The sequence below is a fragment of the Arthrobacter sp. StoSoilA2 genome, from assembly GCF_019977195.1.
Taxonomy (GTDB): Bacteria; Actinomycetota; Actinomycetes; order Actinomycetales; family Micrococcaceae; genus Arthrobacter.
Genome location: NZ_AP024643.1, coordinates 3,382,519 through 3,399,392 on the forward strand (window position 1 = coordinate 3,382,519; position 16,874 = coordinate 3,399,392).

Annotated in this window: 14 protein-coding genes; 4 read left to right on the plus strand and 10 right to left on the minus strand. The window is 61.0% G+C overall.

The features are described from left to right. Positions 1 to 27: 27 nt before the first annotated feature. The gene (gene typA, locus LDN82_RS15345; protein ID WP_223933779.1) at positions 28 to 1,944 is read right to left on the minus strand and encodes a translational GTPase TypA; all 1,917 of its coding nucleotides are present in this window, start codon (positions 1,942 to 1,944) and stop codon (positions 28 to 30) included. Positions 1,945 to 2,225: 281 nt separating this feature from the next. Here typA and LDN82_RS15350 point away from each other — a divergent pair, with 281 nt between their 5' ends. Next, complete coding sequence (locus LDN82_RS15350) at positions 2,226 to 3,077, plus strand: SGNH/GDSL hydrolase family protein (RefSeq protein ID WP_224164873.1); 852 nt, start codon at positions 2,226 to 2,228, stop codon at positions 3,075 to 3,077. A 105-nt stretch (positions 3,078 to 3,182) separates the two neighbouring features. Here LDN82_RS15350 and LDN82_RS15355 read toward each other — a convergent pair whose 3' ends face one another. From LDN82_RS15355 to ychF, 6 genes are all read right to left on the minus strand, one after another. Then, on the minus strand, positions 3,183 to 4,892 hold the full coding sequence (locus tag LDN82_RS15355) for an ABC transporter ATP-binding protein (RefSeq protein ID WP_224164875.1): 1,710 nt from the start codon (positions 4,890 to 4,892) through the stop codon (positions 3,183 to 3,185). Between the two features lie 10 nt (positions 4,893 to 4,902). Continuing rightward, positions 4,903 to 5,847, minus strand: a complete 945-nt coding sequence (locus LDN82_RS15360; protein WP_224088211.1) for an ABC transporter permease — start codon at positions 5,845 to 5,847, stop codon at positions 4,903 to 4,905. Continuing rightward, positions 5,837 to 6,766: an ABC transporter permease gene (locus tag LDN82_RS15365; RefSeq protein ID WP_224088212.1), complete on the minus strand. Its 930-nt coding sequence runs from the start codon at positions 6,764 to 6,766 to the stop codon at positions 5,837 to 5,839. The genes LDN82_RS15360 and LDN82_RS15365 overlap by 11 nt, the downstream gene beginning before the upstream one ends. A gap of 126 nt (positions 6,767 to 6,892) precedes the next feature. Beyond that, on the minus strand, positions 6,893 to 8,575 hold the full coding sequence (locus LDN82_RS15370) for an ABC transporter substrate-binding protein (protein ID WP_224164884.1): 1,683 nt from the start codon (positions 8,573 to 8,575) through the stop codon (positions 6,893 to 6,895). 535 nt (positions 8,576 to 9,110) lie between these two features. Next, positions 9,111 to 9,455 carry a DUF1877 family protein gene (locus LDN82_RS15375; RefSeq protein WP_224164886.1) on the minus strand — a complete coding sequence of 115 codons (345 nt, stop codon included), beginning with the start codon at positions 9,453 to 9,455 and terminating at the stop codon, positions 9,111 to 9,113. Positions 9,456 to 9,664: 209 nt separating this feature from the next. After that, positions 9,665 to 10,750, minus strand: a complete 1,086-nt coding sequence (gene ychF, locus LDN82_RS15380) for a redox-regulated ATPase YchF (protein ID WP_224088214.1) — start codon at positions 10,748 to 10,750, stop codon at positions 9,665 to 9,667. A gap of 110 nt (positions 10,751 to 10,860) precedes the next feature. Between ychF and LDN82_RS15385 the strand changes: the two genes are divergently transcribed. Further along, entirely contained in the window at positions 10,861 to 12,108 is a 1,248-nt protein-coding gene (locus LDN82_RS15385; protein ID WP_224164893.1) for a DNA recombination protein RmuC, read from the plus strand. Positions 12,109 to 12,202: 94 nt separating this feature from the next. On the opposite strand, the gene LDN82_RS15390 is transcribed toward LDN82_RS15385, so the two are convergent. Then, a complete protein-coding gene (locus LDN82_RS15390) occupies positions 12,203 to 13,288 on the minus strand; it encodes a 4-hydroxy-3-methylbut-2-enyl diphosphate reductase (RefSeq protein ID WP_224164894.1) in 1,086 nt (361 codons plus the stop codon). A gap of 9 nt (positions 13,289 to 13,297) precedes the next feature. Further along, positions 13,298 to 14,170 carry a hypothetical protein gene (locus LDN82_RS15395; RefSeq protein ID WP_224164895.1) on the minus strand — a complete coding sequence of 291 codons (873 nt, stop codon included), beginning with the start codon at positions 14,168 to 14,170 and terminating at the stop codon, positions 13,298 to 13,300. A gap of 202 nt (positions 14,171 to 14,372) precedes the next feature. On the opposite strand from LDN82_RS15395, the gene xseA reads away from it, so the two are divergent. Further along, the gene (gene xseA / locus LDN82_RS15400; RefSeq protein ID WP_224164896.1) at positions 14,373 to 15,650 is read left to right on the plus strand and encodes an exodeoxyribonuclease VII large subunit; all 1,278 of its coding nucleotides are present in this window, start codon (positions 14,373 to 14,375) and stop codon (positions 15,648 to 15,650) included. 53 nt (positions 15,651 to 15,703) lie between these two features. Beyond that, on the plus strand, positions 15,704 to 15,970 hold the full coding sequence (locus LDN82_RS15405) for an exodeoxyribonuclease VII small subunit (protein ID WP_224164898.1): 267 nt from the start codon (positions 15,704 to 15,706) through the stop codon (positions 15,968 to 15,970). Positions 15,971 to 15,984: 14 nt separating this feature from the next. Here the strand turns inward: LDN82_RS15405 and LDN82_RS15410 are convergent, their stop codons facing one another. After that, positions 15,985 to 16,839 (minus strand): polyphosphate kinase 2 family protein, encoded by an 855-nt coding sequence (locus LDN82_RS15410; RefSeq protein WP_224164899.1) that lies wholly within the window; start codon positions 16,837 to 16,839, stop codon positions 15,985 to 15,987. Positions 16,840 to 16,874: the final 35 nt, after the last annotated feature.

Sequence of the window (16,874 nt, forward strand, 5' to 3'; positions counted from 1 at the left end):
GGTACAGCCGGATTGGTCCGGGCTGGACTATGCCTTGGCGCGGGCGCGGTTGGCCTTGGCACGCTCGTTGGAATCGAGGATGACCTTACGGATACGGATGTCCTCCGGAGTCACCTCGACACACTCGTCTTCACGGGCGAACTCGAGGGATTCCTCAAGGGTCAGATCGCGCGGCGGCGTCAGGTTCTCAAAGGTGTCCGAGGAAGCAGCACGCATGTTGGTGAGCTTCTTTTCCTTGGTGATGTTGACGTCCATGTCGTCGGCGCGTGAGTTCTCGCCCACGATCATGCCTTCGTAAACCTCAGAGGTGGGCTTCACGAAGAAGGAACCGCGCTCCTGCAGGTTGATCATGGCGAACGGGGTGACAACACCGGCGCGGTCGGCAACCATCGAACCGTTGGTGCGGTATTCGATGGGACCGGCCCACGGCTCGTAGCCTTCGGAGATGGAAGCCGCGATGCCCGCACCGCGGGTGTCGGTGAGGAACTTGGTGCGGAAGCCGATGAGGCCACGGGCCGGGACGATGAATTCCATGCGGCACCAGCCAGTGCCGTGGTTGGCCATGTTGGTCATGCGGCCCTTGCGGGCTGCCATGAGCTGGGTCACGGCACCGAGGTATTCTTCGGGGACGTCGATGGTCATGTGTTCCATCGGCTCGTGGATCTTGCCGTCGATGGTCTTGGTGACTACCTGCGGCTTGCCAACGGTCAGCTCGAAGCCTTCGCGACGCATCTGCTCAACGAGGATTGCCAGGGCGAGTTCGCCACGGCCCTGTACTTCCCAGGCGTCGGGACGCTCGGTGGGGAGAACCTTGATGGAGACGTTACCGATCAGTTCCTTATCCAGGCGGTCCTTCACCTGGCGGGCCGTGACCTTGGCGCCCTTGACCTTGCCGGCCAGCGGCGAGGTGTTGATACCGATGGTCATGGAGATCGCCGGGTCGTCCACCGTGATCAGCGGCAGCGGCTGCGGGTTCTCGGCGTCCGTAAGCGTTTCACCGATGGTGATTTCCTCGATGCCTGCGACAGCAACAATCTCACCCGGACCGGCCGACTCGGTAGGAACGCGGGTCAGCGCCTTGGTGGCCAGGAGTTCGGTGATCTTGACGTTCTTGAGTTCACCGTTGGCGCGGGCCCAGGCAACGGTCTGGCCCTTGCGGAGCGTGCCGTTGTAGATGCGGAGCAAGGCGAGGCGGCCAAGGAACGGCGAAGCGTCCAGGTTGGTCACGTGCGCCTGGAGCACGCCATCCGGGTTGTAGGTGGGAGCAGGGATGTGCTCGATGATGGTCTTGAAGAGCGGCTCAAGGTCCTCATTCTCCGGGGCGGAGCCGTTGTCCGGCTGGTCCAGGGAGGCGCGGCCAACCTTGGCAGCAGCGTAGACAACCGGAACCTCAAGGACCTTGTCCAGGTCCAGGTCCGGAACTTCATCGGCAAGGTCCGAAGCCAGGCCCAGGAGCAGGTCCATGGACTCGTGGACAACCTCATCGATGCGGGCGTCGGGACGGTCCGTCTTGTTGACCAGGAGGATCACCGGAAGGTGCGCGGCAAGGGCCTTGCGGAGCACGAAGCGGGTCTGGGGCAGCGGACCCTCGGAGGAGTCGACCAGAAGGACGACGCCGTCGACCATGGAAAGGCCGCGCTCTACCTCGCCACCGAAGTCGGCGTGGCCGGGGGTGTCGATGACGTTGATGGTGATGGTTTCGCCGTTGGACGACGGGCCGTTGTAAGCAACCGTGGTGTTCTTGGCGAGGATCGTGATGCCCTTTTCGCGCTCAAGGTCACCGGAGTCCATGACGCGGTCCTCAACCTCACCGTGGGAAGCGAAGGAGTTGGTCTGCTTGAGCATGGCGTCGACCAGGGTGGTCTTGCCGTGGTCAACGTGTGCGACGATCGCGACGTTGCGCAGATCGCTCCGCGACGCAGTGTTGGTGATGGTTTCAGACATGCGTTGATGACTCGTTTCAGTGGTGAAGTCAGTTGTTTGTATCCGCGCGCATACCTGATCACCTGATCGGAACACACAACGAAAAGACCCCGGGACACAGGGCACCTACAGCAAGTCTAAACGCAGTTGCATTTATCAGCCTAAAAAGCAAGCCATTTAGGCCCTAATTGTGGCGCCCATCACAGCACATCACGCTTTAGTAACCGGCAGTCAAGATGCTGGATTTTCTGTTTCCTTTGCCCCATGATTGCTGCAGAACCAGTGCCATACGGAGACCAACGATGCGCAAAGCCTCGGCCGCGTTCCGCCTGCTCGCACCCTTGATCGCCGTTGGCGTTCTGGTGGTCGGCTGCGGACCAAACCAAGCAACCCCACCATCCACCCCCTCGCGCTCAGCCGCGCCCGTTCCTGCCGAGACGTCCGCCGCGGACAAACCCCGTACGATAGCGCCCACCCCGGGTGCCCTGGACCTGCCAGTGGGCTCGCTCTACAGGAATCCGTCGAACAACCGCGACGAAGTAGTCCTGGCCGACGTACGCCACACGGCCGTGTTGATTGGCGATTCACAAGCCATGCCCAAGGACTCATGGCCGCAAAGGGGAATTTCCGCGCTTGGATACAAATTGCACGTGGTGGGCATGGGCGGCACGGGATTCGTTGCCTCCAACGGCAAAACGGGCAATTACATCGACGCCCTCCAGCGCGGGGACTGGTTGTTGCCCTATGGAGATCCGCCCCTGATCGTCGTCCAGGGTGGCGGCAACGACGCCTCACAAAAGGCCACCGATGCCCAGATCACCAGTAACGCCGAACGGCTCCTCGCTGCGCTCAGGAAGCGCTATCCGGGGGCTCGCCTGGCGATGATCGGGACGTTGGCCCGAGGAGCCGACAATGGTGGTGGCCGCCGGTCCGAGGTGGACGCACTCCTTGGCCGGATCGCCGCCAAGCAAGCGATCCCGTTTGTCAGCGCGGGCGACTGGCTGACCCGCTACGATGCCGTTGCAGACCTCCAGGACGGCGTCCACATGAAGCCGTCCGGCCACGCGAAGTTGGGCAGTGTTCTGGCGCGGGAATTGACCGCGCTCGGCCTCACAGCCCGCCCGGACACCGCCGCGTCGGTGTCAGCCGAATAGGGCACCGTTGTGGGGCCGACTCCTTAACGGCAAGAGCCGGTGGTTCCCACATGTGGGTACCACCGGCTCTTGCTGTTCTCTCGTCGGCGGAGAGTACGACGGCGGTCAGGCCACCGCGGGCGGCAGCAGCAGCGAGCCGCCGGGAATGGCATCCAACAGGGCCTGCGTGTAAGCCTCGCGCGGGTTGTCGAAGACATCGTCCGTGCTGCCCGTCTCAACCAGCTTGCCCTTTTCCATCACGCAGACGTGGTCCGCGATCTGGCGGACCACCGCGAGGTCGTGGGTGATGAAGAGGTAGGTCAGGCCCAGGTTGTCCTGGAGGTCTGCCAGGAGATTCAGCACCTGGGCCTGGACCAGGACGTCCAGTGCCGAAACGGCCTCATCGCAGATGATCACTTCGGGATCCAAGGCCAAGGCCCGGGCAATGGCAATGCGTTGCCGCTGCCCACCGGAAAGCTCGTTCGGATACCTCTGCATCATGGACTGTGGCAAAGCCACCTGGTCCAGCAGTTCGCGGACCTTCTTTTCGCGACTCGCCGCATTTCCGATCTTGTGGACACGTAGAGGCTCTTCGATGGTCCGGAAGATGTTGTACATCGGATCCAGGGAACCGTAAGGATCCTGGAAAATCGGCTGTACGCGGCGCCGGAACTTAAAAAGATCCTTGCCTTTGAGCCCAGCGGTATCCACGCCGTCGAACACAATCCGGCCCTCGGTGGGCTTCTCCAATTGGAGGACCATTTTGGCCACGGTGGATTTACCCGAACCGGACTCGCCCACAATGGCCGTGGTGGTTCCGCGCTTGACGTGGAAGCTGACGTCATCCACGGCGGCAAAGTCCGCGGTTTTGCCCAGCCCCTGCCGCAGTTTGTAGACCTTGCGCAGGTTTTTGATCTGCAGGACCTCGTCCGTTGCACGGGCCTTGGCTGCCACGACGGGAGCAAGGAGGTCGCTGGCTTCCACGCCCTGTTCCTTGGCAACCTGGATTCGGCGCGATGCGAGCGACGGTGCCGATTCCACCAGACGCCGCGTGTAGGGGTGCTGCGGGTTGCGCAACAGCTCCAGGGACGGTCCTGCTTCAACAACGTTGCCCTGGTACATGACCACTACCTTGTCTGCGCGCTCAGCCGCAAGGCCGAGGTCGTGGGTAATGAGCAGCACGGACGTACCGAGTTCCGTGGTCATGGTATCCAAGTGGTCCAGGATTTTGCGCTGGACGGTGACGTCCAATGCAGAGGTGGGCTCGTCCGCGATCAGGAGCTTGGGCTGGCAACTTAGCCCGATGGCAATGAGAGCACGCTGGCGCATACCGCCGGAGAACTCATGCGGATACTGTTTGGCGCGCCGTCCAGCATCGGGAAGACCTGCCTCAGCCAAAGCGCGGGCAACGTCTTCGGGTCCGTCCGGACGACCGTTGGCCTTGAGGGTCTCGCGGACCTGGTAGCCGATCTTCCAGACCGGGTTGAGGTTGGACATCGGGTCCTGGGGAACCATGCCGATGTGGCTGCCGCGGAGTTCAATCATGCGCTTTTCCGGCGCATGGGAGATGTCCTCGCCGTCCAGCAGGATCTGTCCACCCGAGACGCGTCCGTTGTTAGGCAACAAGCCAATGGCGGCGAGGGCCGTCGTCGACTTCCCCGAACCGGACTCCCCCACGATGGCGACAGTCTCGCCCGGCATGATGGTCAAGTGGGCGTTCTTTACCGCCTTGACCTCACCGGAGCCGGTCCTGAAGGTGATGGCCAGGTCCTTGATTTCCAGGATTGGCCTTCCCTGTGCCGCGACTTCATCGATTCTAATGTTGGCAGAAGCCATGTTCGCCTCCTTAGCGCTGACGGCTCTTGGGATCAAGAGCATCGCGGACGGCGTCGCCGAGCATAATGAAGCTCAGGACGGTGATGGACAGTGCCGCTGCCGGGTAGAGCAGAATTCCGGGGTTGGTGCGGATGGACGCGTTGGCCGCCGAGATGTCGTTACCCCACGACATCACGCTCGGCGGCAGGCCCACACCCAGGAAGGACAGTGTGGCTTCGAGAACGATGAAGACACCGAGCTCCAGGGTTGCCAGGACGATCACCGGAGCCAGTGCGTTCGGCAGCGCGTGCTTCAGCAACGCCCCGAAGTTGGAGACACCCAGCGAACGCGCTGCGGTCACGAAGTCAGCGTTGCGGACCTCAAGAACGGCACCACGCGTAATACGGGCCATCTGCGGCCACGCCAGCATGGATATGGTAATTACGACGGTCCAGACGCCCCTGTTTTCCCGGAAGAACGGCAGCTGCGTAATGACCAGGGCACCCAGGATGATGGGGAGGGCGAAAAAGATGTCACCCAATCGTGCAAGTACGGCATCGAGCCAGCCGCCGTAGTATCCGGCCAGTGCACCCAGGGTCACACCGATGACGATCACGCACAGCACAGACAGGACGCCCACGGACAACGAAGCTTGCGTGCCATGAATGACACGCGAATAGACGTCACAGCCTTGCAGCGTGAAACCAAGCGGGTGTCCGGACGTGGGTCCTGCCTCCGAGTTGGCCAACTGACAGTCGCTGTCGGGCGCAACGCTCGTAAACAGGCCCGGGAAAAGTGCAACTGTGGTCAACAGCAGGATTAGCAGAGCGGAGATGATGAACAGCGGGCGCCGGCGCAGCTTGCGCCAGGCATCGGCCCAAAGGCTGAGGGGCGCTTGTTCAAGCTTGACGGTGTCCGTGGCCTGCAGCGGAGTCTCATCGATTGGGGCGACGAAGTGTTCAGTGTTACTGGTCATAGCGGATCCTCGGGTCAAGCCAGGCGTACAGGAGGTCAACCAGGAGATTGGTGACAACAAAGACAAGAACAAGGACACTGACGATCACAACGATGGTGGGGCCTTCGCTGCGCTGAATGGCTTGGAAAAGCTTGTTGCCGACTCCCGGAACGTTGAAGATGCCTTCAGTGACGATGGCACCGCCCATGAGGCCGCCAAGGTTTGCACCAAGGTAGGTCACAACCGGGATCAACGAATTCCTCAGGATATGGGCCATGATCACACGCGGACGCGAGAGCCCCTTGGCTGTTGCGGTCCGCACATAGTCGGCATTCATGTTTTCGCTCACCGATGCACGGGTCAGGCGCAGGACGTACGCGAAGGAAACAAGGCCTAGAACCACCGCAGGCAGGATCAGGTTGCCCCAGTCGGCGTTGGCCCCAACGGTCGGTTTTGCCCATCCGAGCTGGACACCGAACACGAGCTGGAAGACAAAGCCGAGCACGAACGTGGGAACAGCAATCACCACCAGGGAGGCGACCAGGACGGTGGAGTCGAAGAACTTGCCCTTGCGCAGTCCGGCGAAAACACCGAAAGCGATGCCGAAGACGGCCTGGATGATAAGTGCTTCGATAGCAAGCATCGCCGTCACCGGAAAGGCCCTTGCCAGCGAGGCTGCAATGGGTTGCTGCGTAAAGTCAACGCCGAGGTTGAAGGTAAACAGGTTCTTCAGGAAGATCCCGTACTGCACCCAGAACGGTTGATCGAGGTTGTACTGGTTCCTCAGGGCGTCGATGACGCTCTGAGGAGGTTGGCGATCGCCGAAGAGCGCCGCAATGGGGTCGCCGGGAAGGGCGAACACCATGTAGTAGACAAGGAGTGTGGTTCCAAGGAAAACGGGAATTACCTGGAGGAGCCTACGCAAGATATAGCGAACCACAGGTCACCCCTTTCCGCTTGATGGGCGTTGGTGTGTCATGTTTGCCTTCCTGCCGAAGCAAGCAATTGGGGGCCCGGCGCCATGGCCGGGCCCCCAATGCCTCACGGCAAGTTCAGATCCTGAGGACTACTTGGCCTCGATGTTGTAGTACAGGATGCCGCCGTTCCAGCCGGTCTCGGCCTTCACGACGTTGTTGCTCCACACAATCGGACGGTTCAGGTACCACAGCGGCAGGCCGGGCAGATCCTGGAACAGGATTTCCTGTGCCTTGTTGAACTTGGTGTTGGCGTCCTGAGGCGTCTTGGCTGCAAGGCCTTCCTTGAGCAGTTTGTCGAACTCCGGGTTGGAGTACTTCTCGTAGTTCGACGATGCGTTGGTTGCCCACACCGGTCCAAGGAAGTTGTAGAGCGACGGGTAGTCACCCTGCCAGCCGGCGCGGGTCAGGCCCGGAAGGGACTGGGACTTGCGCAGGTCGAGGACTTCAGCAAACTTTGCAAATGGCTGGATTTCAGCCTGGATGCCGAGGTTGTTCTTGAAGCCGTTGGCCACGGCGTCGATCCATTCCTTGTTGCCACCATCGGTGTTGGAAGCGATCTGCAGCGGCTTTGAGGCGTCGTAAGGCTTGATCTTTTCAGCCTGGGCCCAAAGATCCTTGGCCTTTGCAACGTCGAACTTCAGGACGTCACTGCCCGGGATCTTGTCGTTGTATCCATCCAGCACGGGAGCCGTGAATTCAGTGGCCGGCGTGCGGGTGCCGTTGAAGATGACCTTGGTGATCTCTTCACGGTTGATGGCGTGGGACAGCGCCTGGCGGCGCAGCTTGCCTGCTTCGCCCTGGAAGTTCGGGTTGTAACCCGGAATGTTCAGGGTGGAGTTGTTGGCAACCGGCTTGGTGGAGTTACGATCCTGGAAGTCCGTGGTGTACGTCTTCAACGCGTTCGAAGGCAGGACGTCGGTGACGTCGAGGTTGTCAGCCTGCAGATCCGTGTAAGCGGGACCCGGGTCCGTGTAGAACTTGAAGGTCACGCCACCGTTCTTGGCAGCACGCGGGCCGTTGTAGTCAGGGTTCTTGACCAGGGAGATGGACTGGTCGTGTACCCAGGAACCTTCCTTGGCGAACTTGTACGGGCCGTTGCCAACCGGGTTTTCACCGAACGTCTTCGGGTCCTTCAGTGCCGCGGAAGGCAGCGGGTAGAAGGCGGAGTAGCCCAGGCGCAGTGACCAGTCCGCCTCGGGCTGGGACAGCTTGACGGTAATGGTCTGGTCATCCTTGGCTGCCAGGCCGGACATCGTCTGAGCCTTCGGTGCCGGAGTGGAGGTCTTCTTGCCGTCGGCTCCAGTGGTTTCATTCACGGCACTGACATCGGCGTAACCCTCGATGGACTCGAAGAAGAAGCCGTTGTTCTGGAGGTTGGTGCTCAGCGCTGCAAAGTTCCAGGAGTCAACAAACGTCTTGGCCGTGATGGCCTCGCCATTCGTGAACTTGGCACCGGACTTGACCTTGATGGTCCAGTTCTGCGAGTCCGTGGTGTCAATGGACTCGGCCAGCGCGTTGACCGGCTTGCCGCTGGCATCGTAGGCACGGAGGCCTTCGAACAGCAGCTCGACAACGCGGCCGCCATACACCTCGTTGGTGTTTGCGGGAAGCAGCGGGTGCTGCGGTTCGTTGCTGTATGCGGTGATGACCTTGTTGGGGTCGGCTGCGGCAGAACTGTTCGTGTTGCTGCCGGAGCCGCCGCCGCAACCGGTCATTGCGAGGGCGATTACCGCCGCTACGCCTAGAGCTTTGGAAGTGCGCGAGAAACGCATTCCGCCTCCTATGAGTCGTGGAGTTGATCAGGGGAAATTTGTGATGACCCCCAGGCGCGAGCACAGGTTTCCTACTGTGACGTTGCCTACATGTGTGTGTAAGCCTACCCACATTGTGTCCGGATGTTGGGACTCGCTGGCCAAACTGTAACCGTTCCGCAACCTCCAGATGCCTAAAGTGGCGGGAATTTCAAGTCAAAAGCTACTCGGTGGTAATATTCGCTGTCTGACAGCAGGACAAGCTGTTTCTAGGCACAAAAAGGGCCTCGGTTCATACTCTGAACCGAGACCCTTTACAATTTCGCTGCCCAGGGCAGCGTTCGCGTTTTGGATTTAAAGCGGAACGCACCTGCAAGTGACTGCCGGCAAAGCCGCACGTAGCGGACGAGCGTCAGTGGCGCGTCGACGTCGGAATGAGAGACACACGGTAGCGATACCGCTGAACGTCCCAATTTGTTCCTGTGGCCGCAGTTTCGTTCCTTGCCTGGCAAGAACCACTCGGCGACCACGAGCAGATCCGTCCACATCATCATCGCTACCCGATGAGGTAGACCATGCCACGTCCCTCGTTAGCGAGATTCCTGGCGAAGGTTCGCGCCCGCCGAAGATAGCCAACGGCGTAATCGACCTCCAGGTCACCGTCGAGGTGCGACGAAACCGGCAACCGCAGCCGTACTTCCCCGTCAGAGACTTCATCCAAGTCCTGAGCAATCGCTAAAACCTCTGACGGAGACAAGGCCCGCACCCAAGGCTCCCAGCCTTCGTCATGCATCGTGACGCTACCTTCAAACATGCGAAAAGCGGTTCGCGCCGCCGCCCCCGCACTCAATGGCGCAGTGAGAACTTGCAAATGCCGCCACGCCTTGTCCAGATAGAGCATGTCGCGCTGGTCCCGGCACCAGGTTCAAGGCCCCAGGCGTCAGCAAGCGGGTCGGCCGGCACGACGCTCAAAGGGTCGGAAAGTACTTGGTCAGTAACGTCGCCGTCGAATGCATATGCGTAATATCGGATTCCCATTCACCAAGTGTTCCCGAGGCTCAAGCGCCGCAGGACAGCCGCTTTGCGCTATGTGGATAACCCAGCAAAAGATCAGACGTTGAAGCGGAACTCCACCACGTCGCCGTCGGCCATAACGTACTCTTTGCCTTCGATGCGGACCTTGCCACGGGACTTTGCCTCGGCCATGGAGCCGGCGTCAATGAGGTCATCGAAGGAGACGACCTCGGCTTTGATGAAGCCTCGCTGGAAGTCAGAGTGGATCACGCCCGCGGCCTGGGGCGCGGTGTCGCCTTGGCGAATGGTCCATGCACGGGTTTCCTTGGGGCCGGCCGTGAGGTAGGTCTGCAGGCCAAGGGTGTGGAAACCAACGCGCGCCAGCTGGTCCAGGCCGGATTCGCTCTGGCCGTTCATTTCCAGCATTTCGCGGGCTTCTTCCTCGTCCAGTTCAACGAGGTCGGATTCGAGCTTGGCATCGAGGAATACGGCATCTGCGGGAGCAACCAGGGCACGCAATTCATCCTGCTTTTCCTGGTCACCAAGAATGCCTTCATCGGCATTGAAGACGTAGATGAAGGGCTTTGCAGTGAGAAGTCCGAGCTCCTTGAGGTGCCCCATCTCCAGCTTGTCGCTCTTGATTGAGCTAAAAATTGTGTCGCCGCGCTCCAGAACTGCCTGTGCTGCCTTGATGGCGGCCAGTTCCGCTGCTTCGCGCTTCTTGATCTTGACTTCTTTTTCGATACGCGGGATCGCGTTTTCGATGGTCTGAAGGTCTGCCAGGATCAGCTCGGTGTTGATGGTCTCCATGTCGGAGCGCGGATCAACCTTGCCGTCTACGTGGATGACATCGGGGTCGTCGAAGACACGCACAACCTGCGCGATTGCCTGGGCTTCACGGATATTGGCGAGGAACTTGTTGCCCAGGCCCTCGCCCTCGGATGCGCCCTTCACGATGCCGGCGATGTCCACAAACGACACAGGAGCGGGAAGCAACTTCTGGGAACCAAAGATCTCCGCCAGCTTGGCCAGACGGGGATCCGGCAGGTTAACGACACCGACGTTCGGTTCGATCGTTGCGAACGGATAGTTCGCAGCAAGCACCTGGTTGCGGGTCAGTGCGTTGAAAAGAGTTGATTTGCCGACGTTGGGCAGTCCGACGATGCCAATAGTAAGAGCCACGAGCATTTATTCTACCCGTTGCCGCGATAACCATGCTTGTTCGCTCCTGAAGACAACACCGTCAACTGACCTTCACTAAAACTGTCGGACCCCTATGACAGGGTTGCCTCATGGATGGATTTGGATTTGTTTTGGCATTGCTCATGCTGCTCATCGGAGCCGCAGTGGGACTCAGCGGTGCGTATGTAGTCTTTCGACGCCGGACGGCCGGTTTGGAGGAGGACTTCGACGCCGTTTCGTCGCGCCTTTCGGACGTGACGGCCCAGCTCGCAGCCGCCGACGCCGAACGCCGGCTTCTGTTCGCACAGAACCGGGAGCTGAGTGAATCAAGGACCTCAGACGGCAGCGTGTTGCGCGCCCTCGGGCCCGTGGCCGAAAAGCTCACTGCCGTACAGCAGCAGGTCTCGCTCCTGGAACGCGACCGAGTGGAGCAATATGGCCAACTCGCACAGCAACTTCAAGACGCCAGGCTCTCCGACGAACAGCTATTACGGTCCACGCATGCCCTTGCGTCCGCACTCCGATCCAACAGTGCCCGCGGACAATGGGGCGAGGTTCAGTTGCGCAGGGTTGTCGAAGCCTCTGGAATGCTCCGTCACGTGGACTTCCACGAGCAAGTGCACTCCGGCCGGAGCGAGAACACGCTGCGCCCGGACCTTGTGGTGCAATTGCCAGGCGGCAAGCAAATCGTGGTGGATGCCAAGGTCCCGCTGGCTTCCTATCTGGCGGCGCAGGAACAAGTGCACGGCGAAGGCTCCATGGGTGAATCAGTCGGGCCAGCGGCCAATCATGATTCCAAGACGCTCCTGGCACAGCACGCCAAGGCACTCAAAGCCCACATCGATGCCCTCGCAGCCAAGAAGTACTGGGACATTCCGGGCAACTCCCCGGAGCTCGTCATCTGTTTCCTCCCCGCGGAGTCGATTTTGGCTTCAGCCCTTGAGGCTGATCCGGCGTTGTTGGAGCATGCCCTTTCCCGGAACGTCGTCCTGGCCTCGCCGGGGACACTGCTGGCGGTTCTCAAGTCGGTGGCATTCACATGGCGGCAGGATGTCTTGACGGACAGCGCCCACGAACTCTTCGAACTGGCCAAACAGCTCTACGAACGCATGGGCACGCTGGGCGAGAATGTCGGGAAACTCGGAAGTTCCTTGAAGACATCGGTGGACCGCTATAACGCGATGGTCGGCACACTGGAGGCACGTGTACTCCCTACTGCCCGCAAACTCAACACCATGGACGACGCCGGACTGGCCACTCCCCTGTCCGTCGAAGCAGTCCCGCGGGCCTTGGCTGCGCCCGAGCTGCTCGCGGTGGACTCCCTGGATGCTGCAGCCCAAGAGGAGTCTGCAGCTTAAAAGGACAGGCCCGCTGTGGCAGCTTCCCAATGGGTGGCTGCCACAACGGGCCTGCTAATTACATCAAGGATAAGTACGTTCAGGACAAGTACTTTCAGGACGTAGGGCGGTTCCCGCGGCCACCGAGGGCCCGGGTCACGTCGCCAGCCTCCTTGAGGGTAGCCCGCAATTCCTTCGGCAAAGAGAAGAGAAGGTCCTCCTCGGCCGTGACGACTTCCTGGACTTCGCCATAGCCGTAGTCCGCCAAAAGCCGGAGGACGTCCTGAACGAGCACTTCCGGGACGGAAGCCCCGGAGGTAACACCTACCGTGGCGACGCCCTCGAACCAGCTTTCATCCACCTCGTTCGCGAAGTCCACGCGGTAGGAGGTCCGTGCCCCATACTCAAGTGCCACTTCAACGAGGCGCACCGAGTTGGACGAGTTGGCCGAACCCACCACAATGACCAGGTCAGCCTGGGGAGCGATCTTCTTGATGGCCACCTGGCGGTTGGTGGTGGCATAGCAGATATCGTCGCTGGGCGGATCCTGCAACGTGGGGAACCGGTCCTTGAGCAGGCGGACGGTCTCCATGGTCTCGTCCACACTCAGGGTGGTCTGCGAGAGCCAGATGGTCTTCTCCGGATTCCGCACGGTGACTCTGTCTACCTCGTGGGGGCCGTTGATGATCTGGATGTGCTCGGGGGCCTCGCCGGCTGTTCCTTCGACTTCCTCGTGGCCTTCGTGGCCAATCAGCAGGATGTCGTAGTCCTCCTTGGCGAAGCGCACGGCTTCACGGTGAACCTTGGTGACCAGCGGGCACGTCGCGTCGATGGTGCGAAGACCGCGGTCTTCGGCGGACTGGACTACAGCAGGGGAAACGCCATGTGCCGAGAAAATCACCAAGGCGCCTTCAGGAACCTCATCCGTTTCTTCGACGAAAATGGCGCCTTGCTCTTCGAGGGAGCTCACTACATGCACATTGTGGACAATCTGCTTGCGGACATATACGGGTGGTCCGTAGTGTTCCAGGGCTTTCTCAACAGCAATGACAGCCCTGTCCACTCCCGCACAATAGCCACGGGGAGCCGCCAGCAGAACCTTCTTGGGTCCAGTAACAGGGGCCGCCGCCTGAACCTCTTCCGGTGATCGCCGTCTGCGGGGCACCGTGGGCATCGGAATGGAAACTGCTGTGCTGGTCATCCCTCCATGCTACCGGCCCGGCCCCTGGCCGCTGGCAGAAGGTGATCTCCGTCTCGCGGACAGGATCCATGCGGTGACCCCCAGTGCCAGGGATGCACCTGACACCACAGCAGCGATGACAATCCATTCACCGAAGCCCGTCCGCACGGCCGAAAAGAACTCCTGCTCGAACAGTTCTGCAACACCGTTGCCACTGGAGAGGCTTCCCATCAGTCCGCCAGCCAGATCCACCGTCGCCGACCACAGCGCAGCAAGCACCAACCCGCCAAGTCCGAGGGAGACCATCACCAGGGAGCGGCGACGCGCAGCAGCGAGGGCCAACAGGACCGAAACAACAGCACCGACGGCGGCAAGCCACCAGAGCGGGGCAAAGGCCGCCACCCGATCAACCAATTGCTTTTGGGATGGTTCACCCATGGTCACCAAACTTTCCGCCGGGACCTCAATTTGTAGTCCGCTGGCGGAGGATAGACGGTCGCGGATAAGCCTGATGAGTGGGCCAATGTCCAGGAGCAGTGCTGTATGGGACACCGTCTCCTCCGGCTGCTTCCCTCCTCCGAAGTTCAACCGATGACTGTTCCTGGCCGTTTCTTCCCATGCTTTGGGGTACTCAGGCCATGACTGCATTCCGGATGCAGCTTCCCTGAGGGCATCCGCCGCCACCGATTTGAGTGGTTCCGGAAGATTTACGGAGGATTCGAAGTTCCCCGCTGCGGCTGTAGCAAGCCGGCTTTGGAACTCGGGATCCTTGCCCAGCGCGCTGGCCAGGTGGACGAAGCCGTCCTCCTTGACCACGTTGACGTCCGCCCAAGCGGCCGGAACTGCGACGGCCGTGAGCAACAAGGCGAGCACCACTGCCACCGCGGAAATGAAACTGCGCAAAAGTCATCCTCGGGGGTAAGGGGCCAGTGCCACCATCCTAGGTCTGTCCACAGGATAGGAAAAATGTCGGGGTCCACTGCTAAAGCTATGGATAGAGTTGGAAGGCCGGCCCGGTGCTGATTGCGCGCGGGACCGATTGGCCGCGACCACGGCCGCACAGCTAGCGAGGATATACACATGCAGGTAAACGCACGGATCACCCATGGCAGCTGACGCGAGCCCGGAATCAACGCTGCCCGGTACCGCTGCGGAGACCAGCCCCGACAACCCCTGGCCCCTGCAGTTGCTATCCAGGAAGCTAAAGGCCCACATCGAGCGTGCGCCCGCGGCGTGGATCGAAGGCCAGGTCATCGAACTCAACCGGCGTGGCGGGAACGCCTTCCTGACACTCCGTGACGTCGATGCTGAGATTTCACTGCCGGCATCCGTATGGTCCACGGTCCTGGATCGCCAGAAGATACCCCTTGAACGTGGTTCCCGGGTGGTCGCCCTGGTCAAGGCCGACTTCTGGGTCAAGACCGGGCGCCTGAACATGTCCGTCAAGGACATCCGGCCCGTGGGCCTGGGTGATCTCCTTGCCAGGATCGAGCGGCTGCGCCAGGCCCTTGCCGCAGAAGGCCTGTTCGCCGACTCCCGCAAACGGAAGTTGCCCCTCCTCCCCCACCGCATCGGGCTCATTACAGGGCGGGATTCGGATGCCAAGAAGGACGTCCTCCGTAATGCGGCACTCCGCTGGCCGGCCGTTGAATTCGACGTTCGCGAGGTAGCTGTCCAAGGCAATACGGCCGTTGCACAGATCCTTGCCGCGCTCCGTTCGTTGGATGCCGATCCACACATCGACGTCATCGTCCTCGCCAGAGGTGGGGGCGCCTTGGAAGATCTTCTGCCGTTCAGCAATGAGGACTTGATCAGGGCAGTGGCAGCGGCAACAACGCCGGTGGTCAGCGCCATTGGCCACGAAGCGGATCGTCCCATCCTGGACGACGTGGCTGATCTGAGGGCATCGACACCCACCGACGCCGCGAAACGCATCGTTCCTGATGTCAGTGAGGAACTCGCCATGGTCCGCCAGGCCCGGGACCATCTTCGCCGGAGCATTGGCAGAATGGTGGACAGGGAGACGGACCGGCTTCACGCCTTGAGGTCGCGGCCCGTCCTGGCAACGCCGGACACCATGGTCGCAGCACGATCAGAGGACATCACCCGGCTTCAGCGAAGGTCGCATGCAGCCGTCAGCACAGCGGTGGTCCGGGCGCTTGACCAGGTCCACCACCTGCGTGCCCAGGTGCGGGCATTGTCTCCGCAGAAGACCCTGGACCGCGGCTACGCTGTCGTCCAGATCGTCGGTGAAGACCAAGCCGGACACACAGTGGTCAGCAGCCCGGCACAGACTCCCGAAGGCACGCCGCTGGCCATCAGAGTGGCAGAAGGCCGGTTCAGGGCTGTGTCCAGCGGCCAAGCACAACTCGTCGAGCACTGATTTCGCGGCAGCTGCACGGCACAAACACTCACCATCGAATGCGAAGGACCACCATGACAGAGAACAATCCCGCAGCACCTTCAGCGGATTCCCTGGATTCCCTCAGTTACGAGGAAGCCCGCGAACAGCTTGTGGCAGTGGTCAGCCGGTTGGAAGCAGGCGGAGCCAGCCTTGAGGAATCGCTGGCGCTCTGGGAGCGGGGCGAGGCGTTGGCAAAGCGTTGCGAGGACTGGCTTGAGGGCGCCCGCAAACGGCTGGCAACAGCCAGGGACGCTACCAACGACGCCGGGGCTGCCGCCGGCACAGACCAGCCGCGATGACGGTTCCCTAAAGCTCAGGATTCCTCAACAAGGGCACGTTCCGTCGCGACGTCGAAGTCCGCCTTTGGCCATTCCAGGGACAAGCCCTCCAAGGCGTCCAAAAGCAACTGCTGGACAGCGATCCGCGCATACCACTTCTTGTTCGCCGGAACAACGTGCCATGGGGCGACGTCCGTGGAAGTCTTCGCAAAGGCCATGTTGTAGGCATCCATGTAGTCATCCCAGAACGCCCGCTCCGCGAGATCGCCCCGGCTGTATTTCCAGTGCTTGCCGGGATCATCGAGCCGCGCCAGCAGGCGCTTCTTCTGCTCATCCTCGCTGATGTTGAGCATGACCTTAACGATGGTGGTTCCCTGTTGGGCCAGCCTGGACTCGAAATCGTTGATAGCGGCGTAGCGCCGTTCCAATTCCGCGGAGTCCGCCCATGCGTGGACGCGGTGGATCAGGACGTCCTCATAATGTGAGCGGTCAAAGACTCCCACCATCCCAGCAGCGGGTGACTCTTTCTCGATCCGCCACAGAAAGTCGTGCGACTTTTCCTCATCAGTGGGTGCCTTGAATGCCTTCAGCTGGACACCCTGTGGATCCATTGCGCCCACGACGTGGCTGACGATGCCGCCCTTCCCGGCAGTGTCCATGGCCTGAAGTATCAGCAGGAGCCGCTTGTTGCTCCCGAACTTCCCCTCTGCGAAGAGCTTTTCCTGAAGTTCTGCGAGCCTGGCGTCCTGTGCAGCCAACAAGGACTTGCCGTCGGCCTTTGTTCCGGCGTAGCCAGGCGTGGCCTGGGGATCCACGCCGGCCAACGAAAAACCCGGCCCAACCTTCAGCACCTTGGCTGGACTCTCGGCGAACTCCACTGCAACGGGCATGGCTTGCCTTTCTGCCTGACGCGACCTCGTGACGC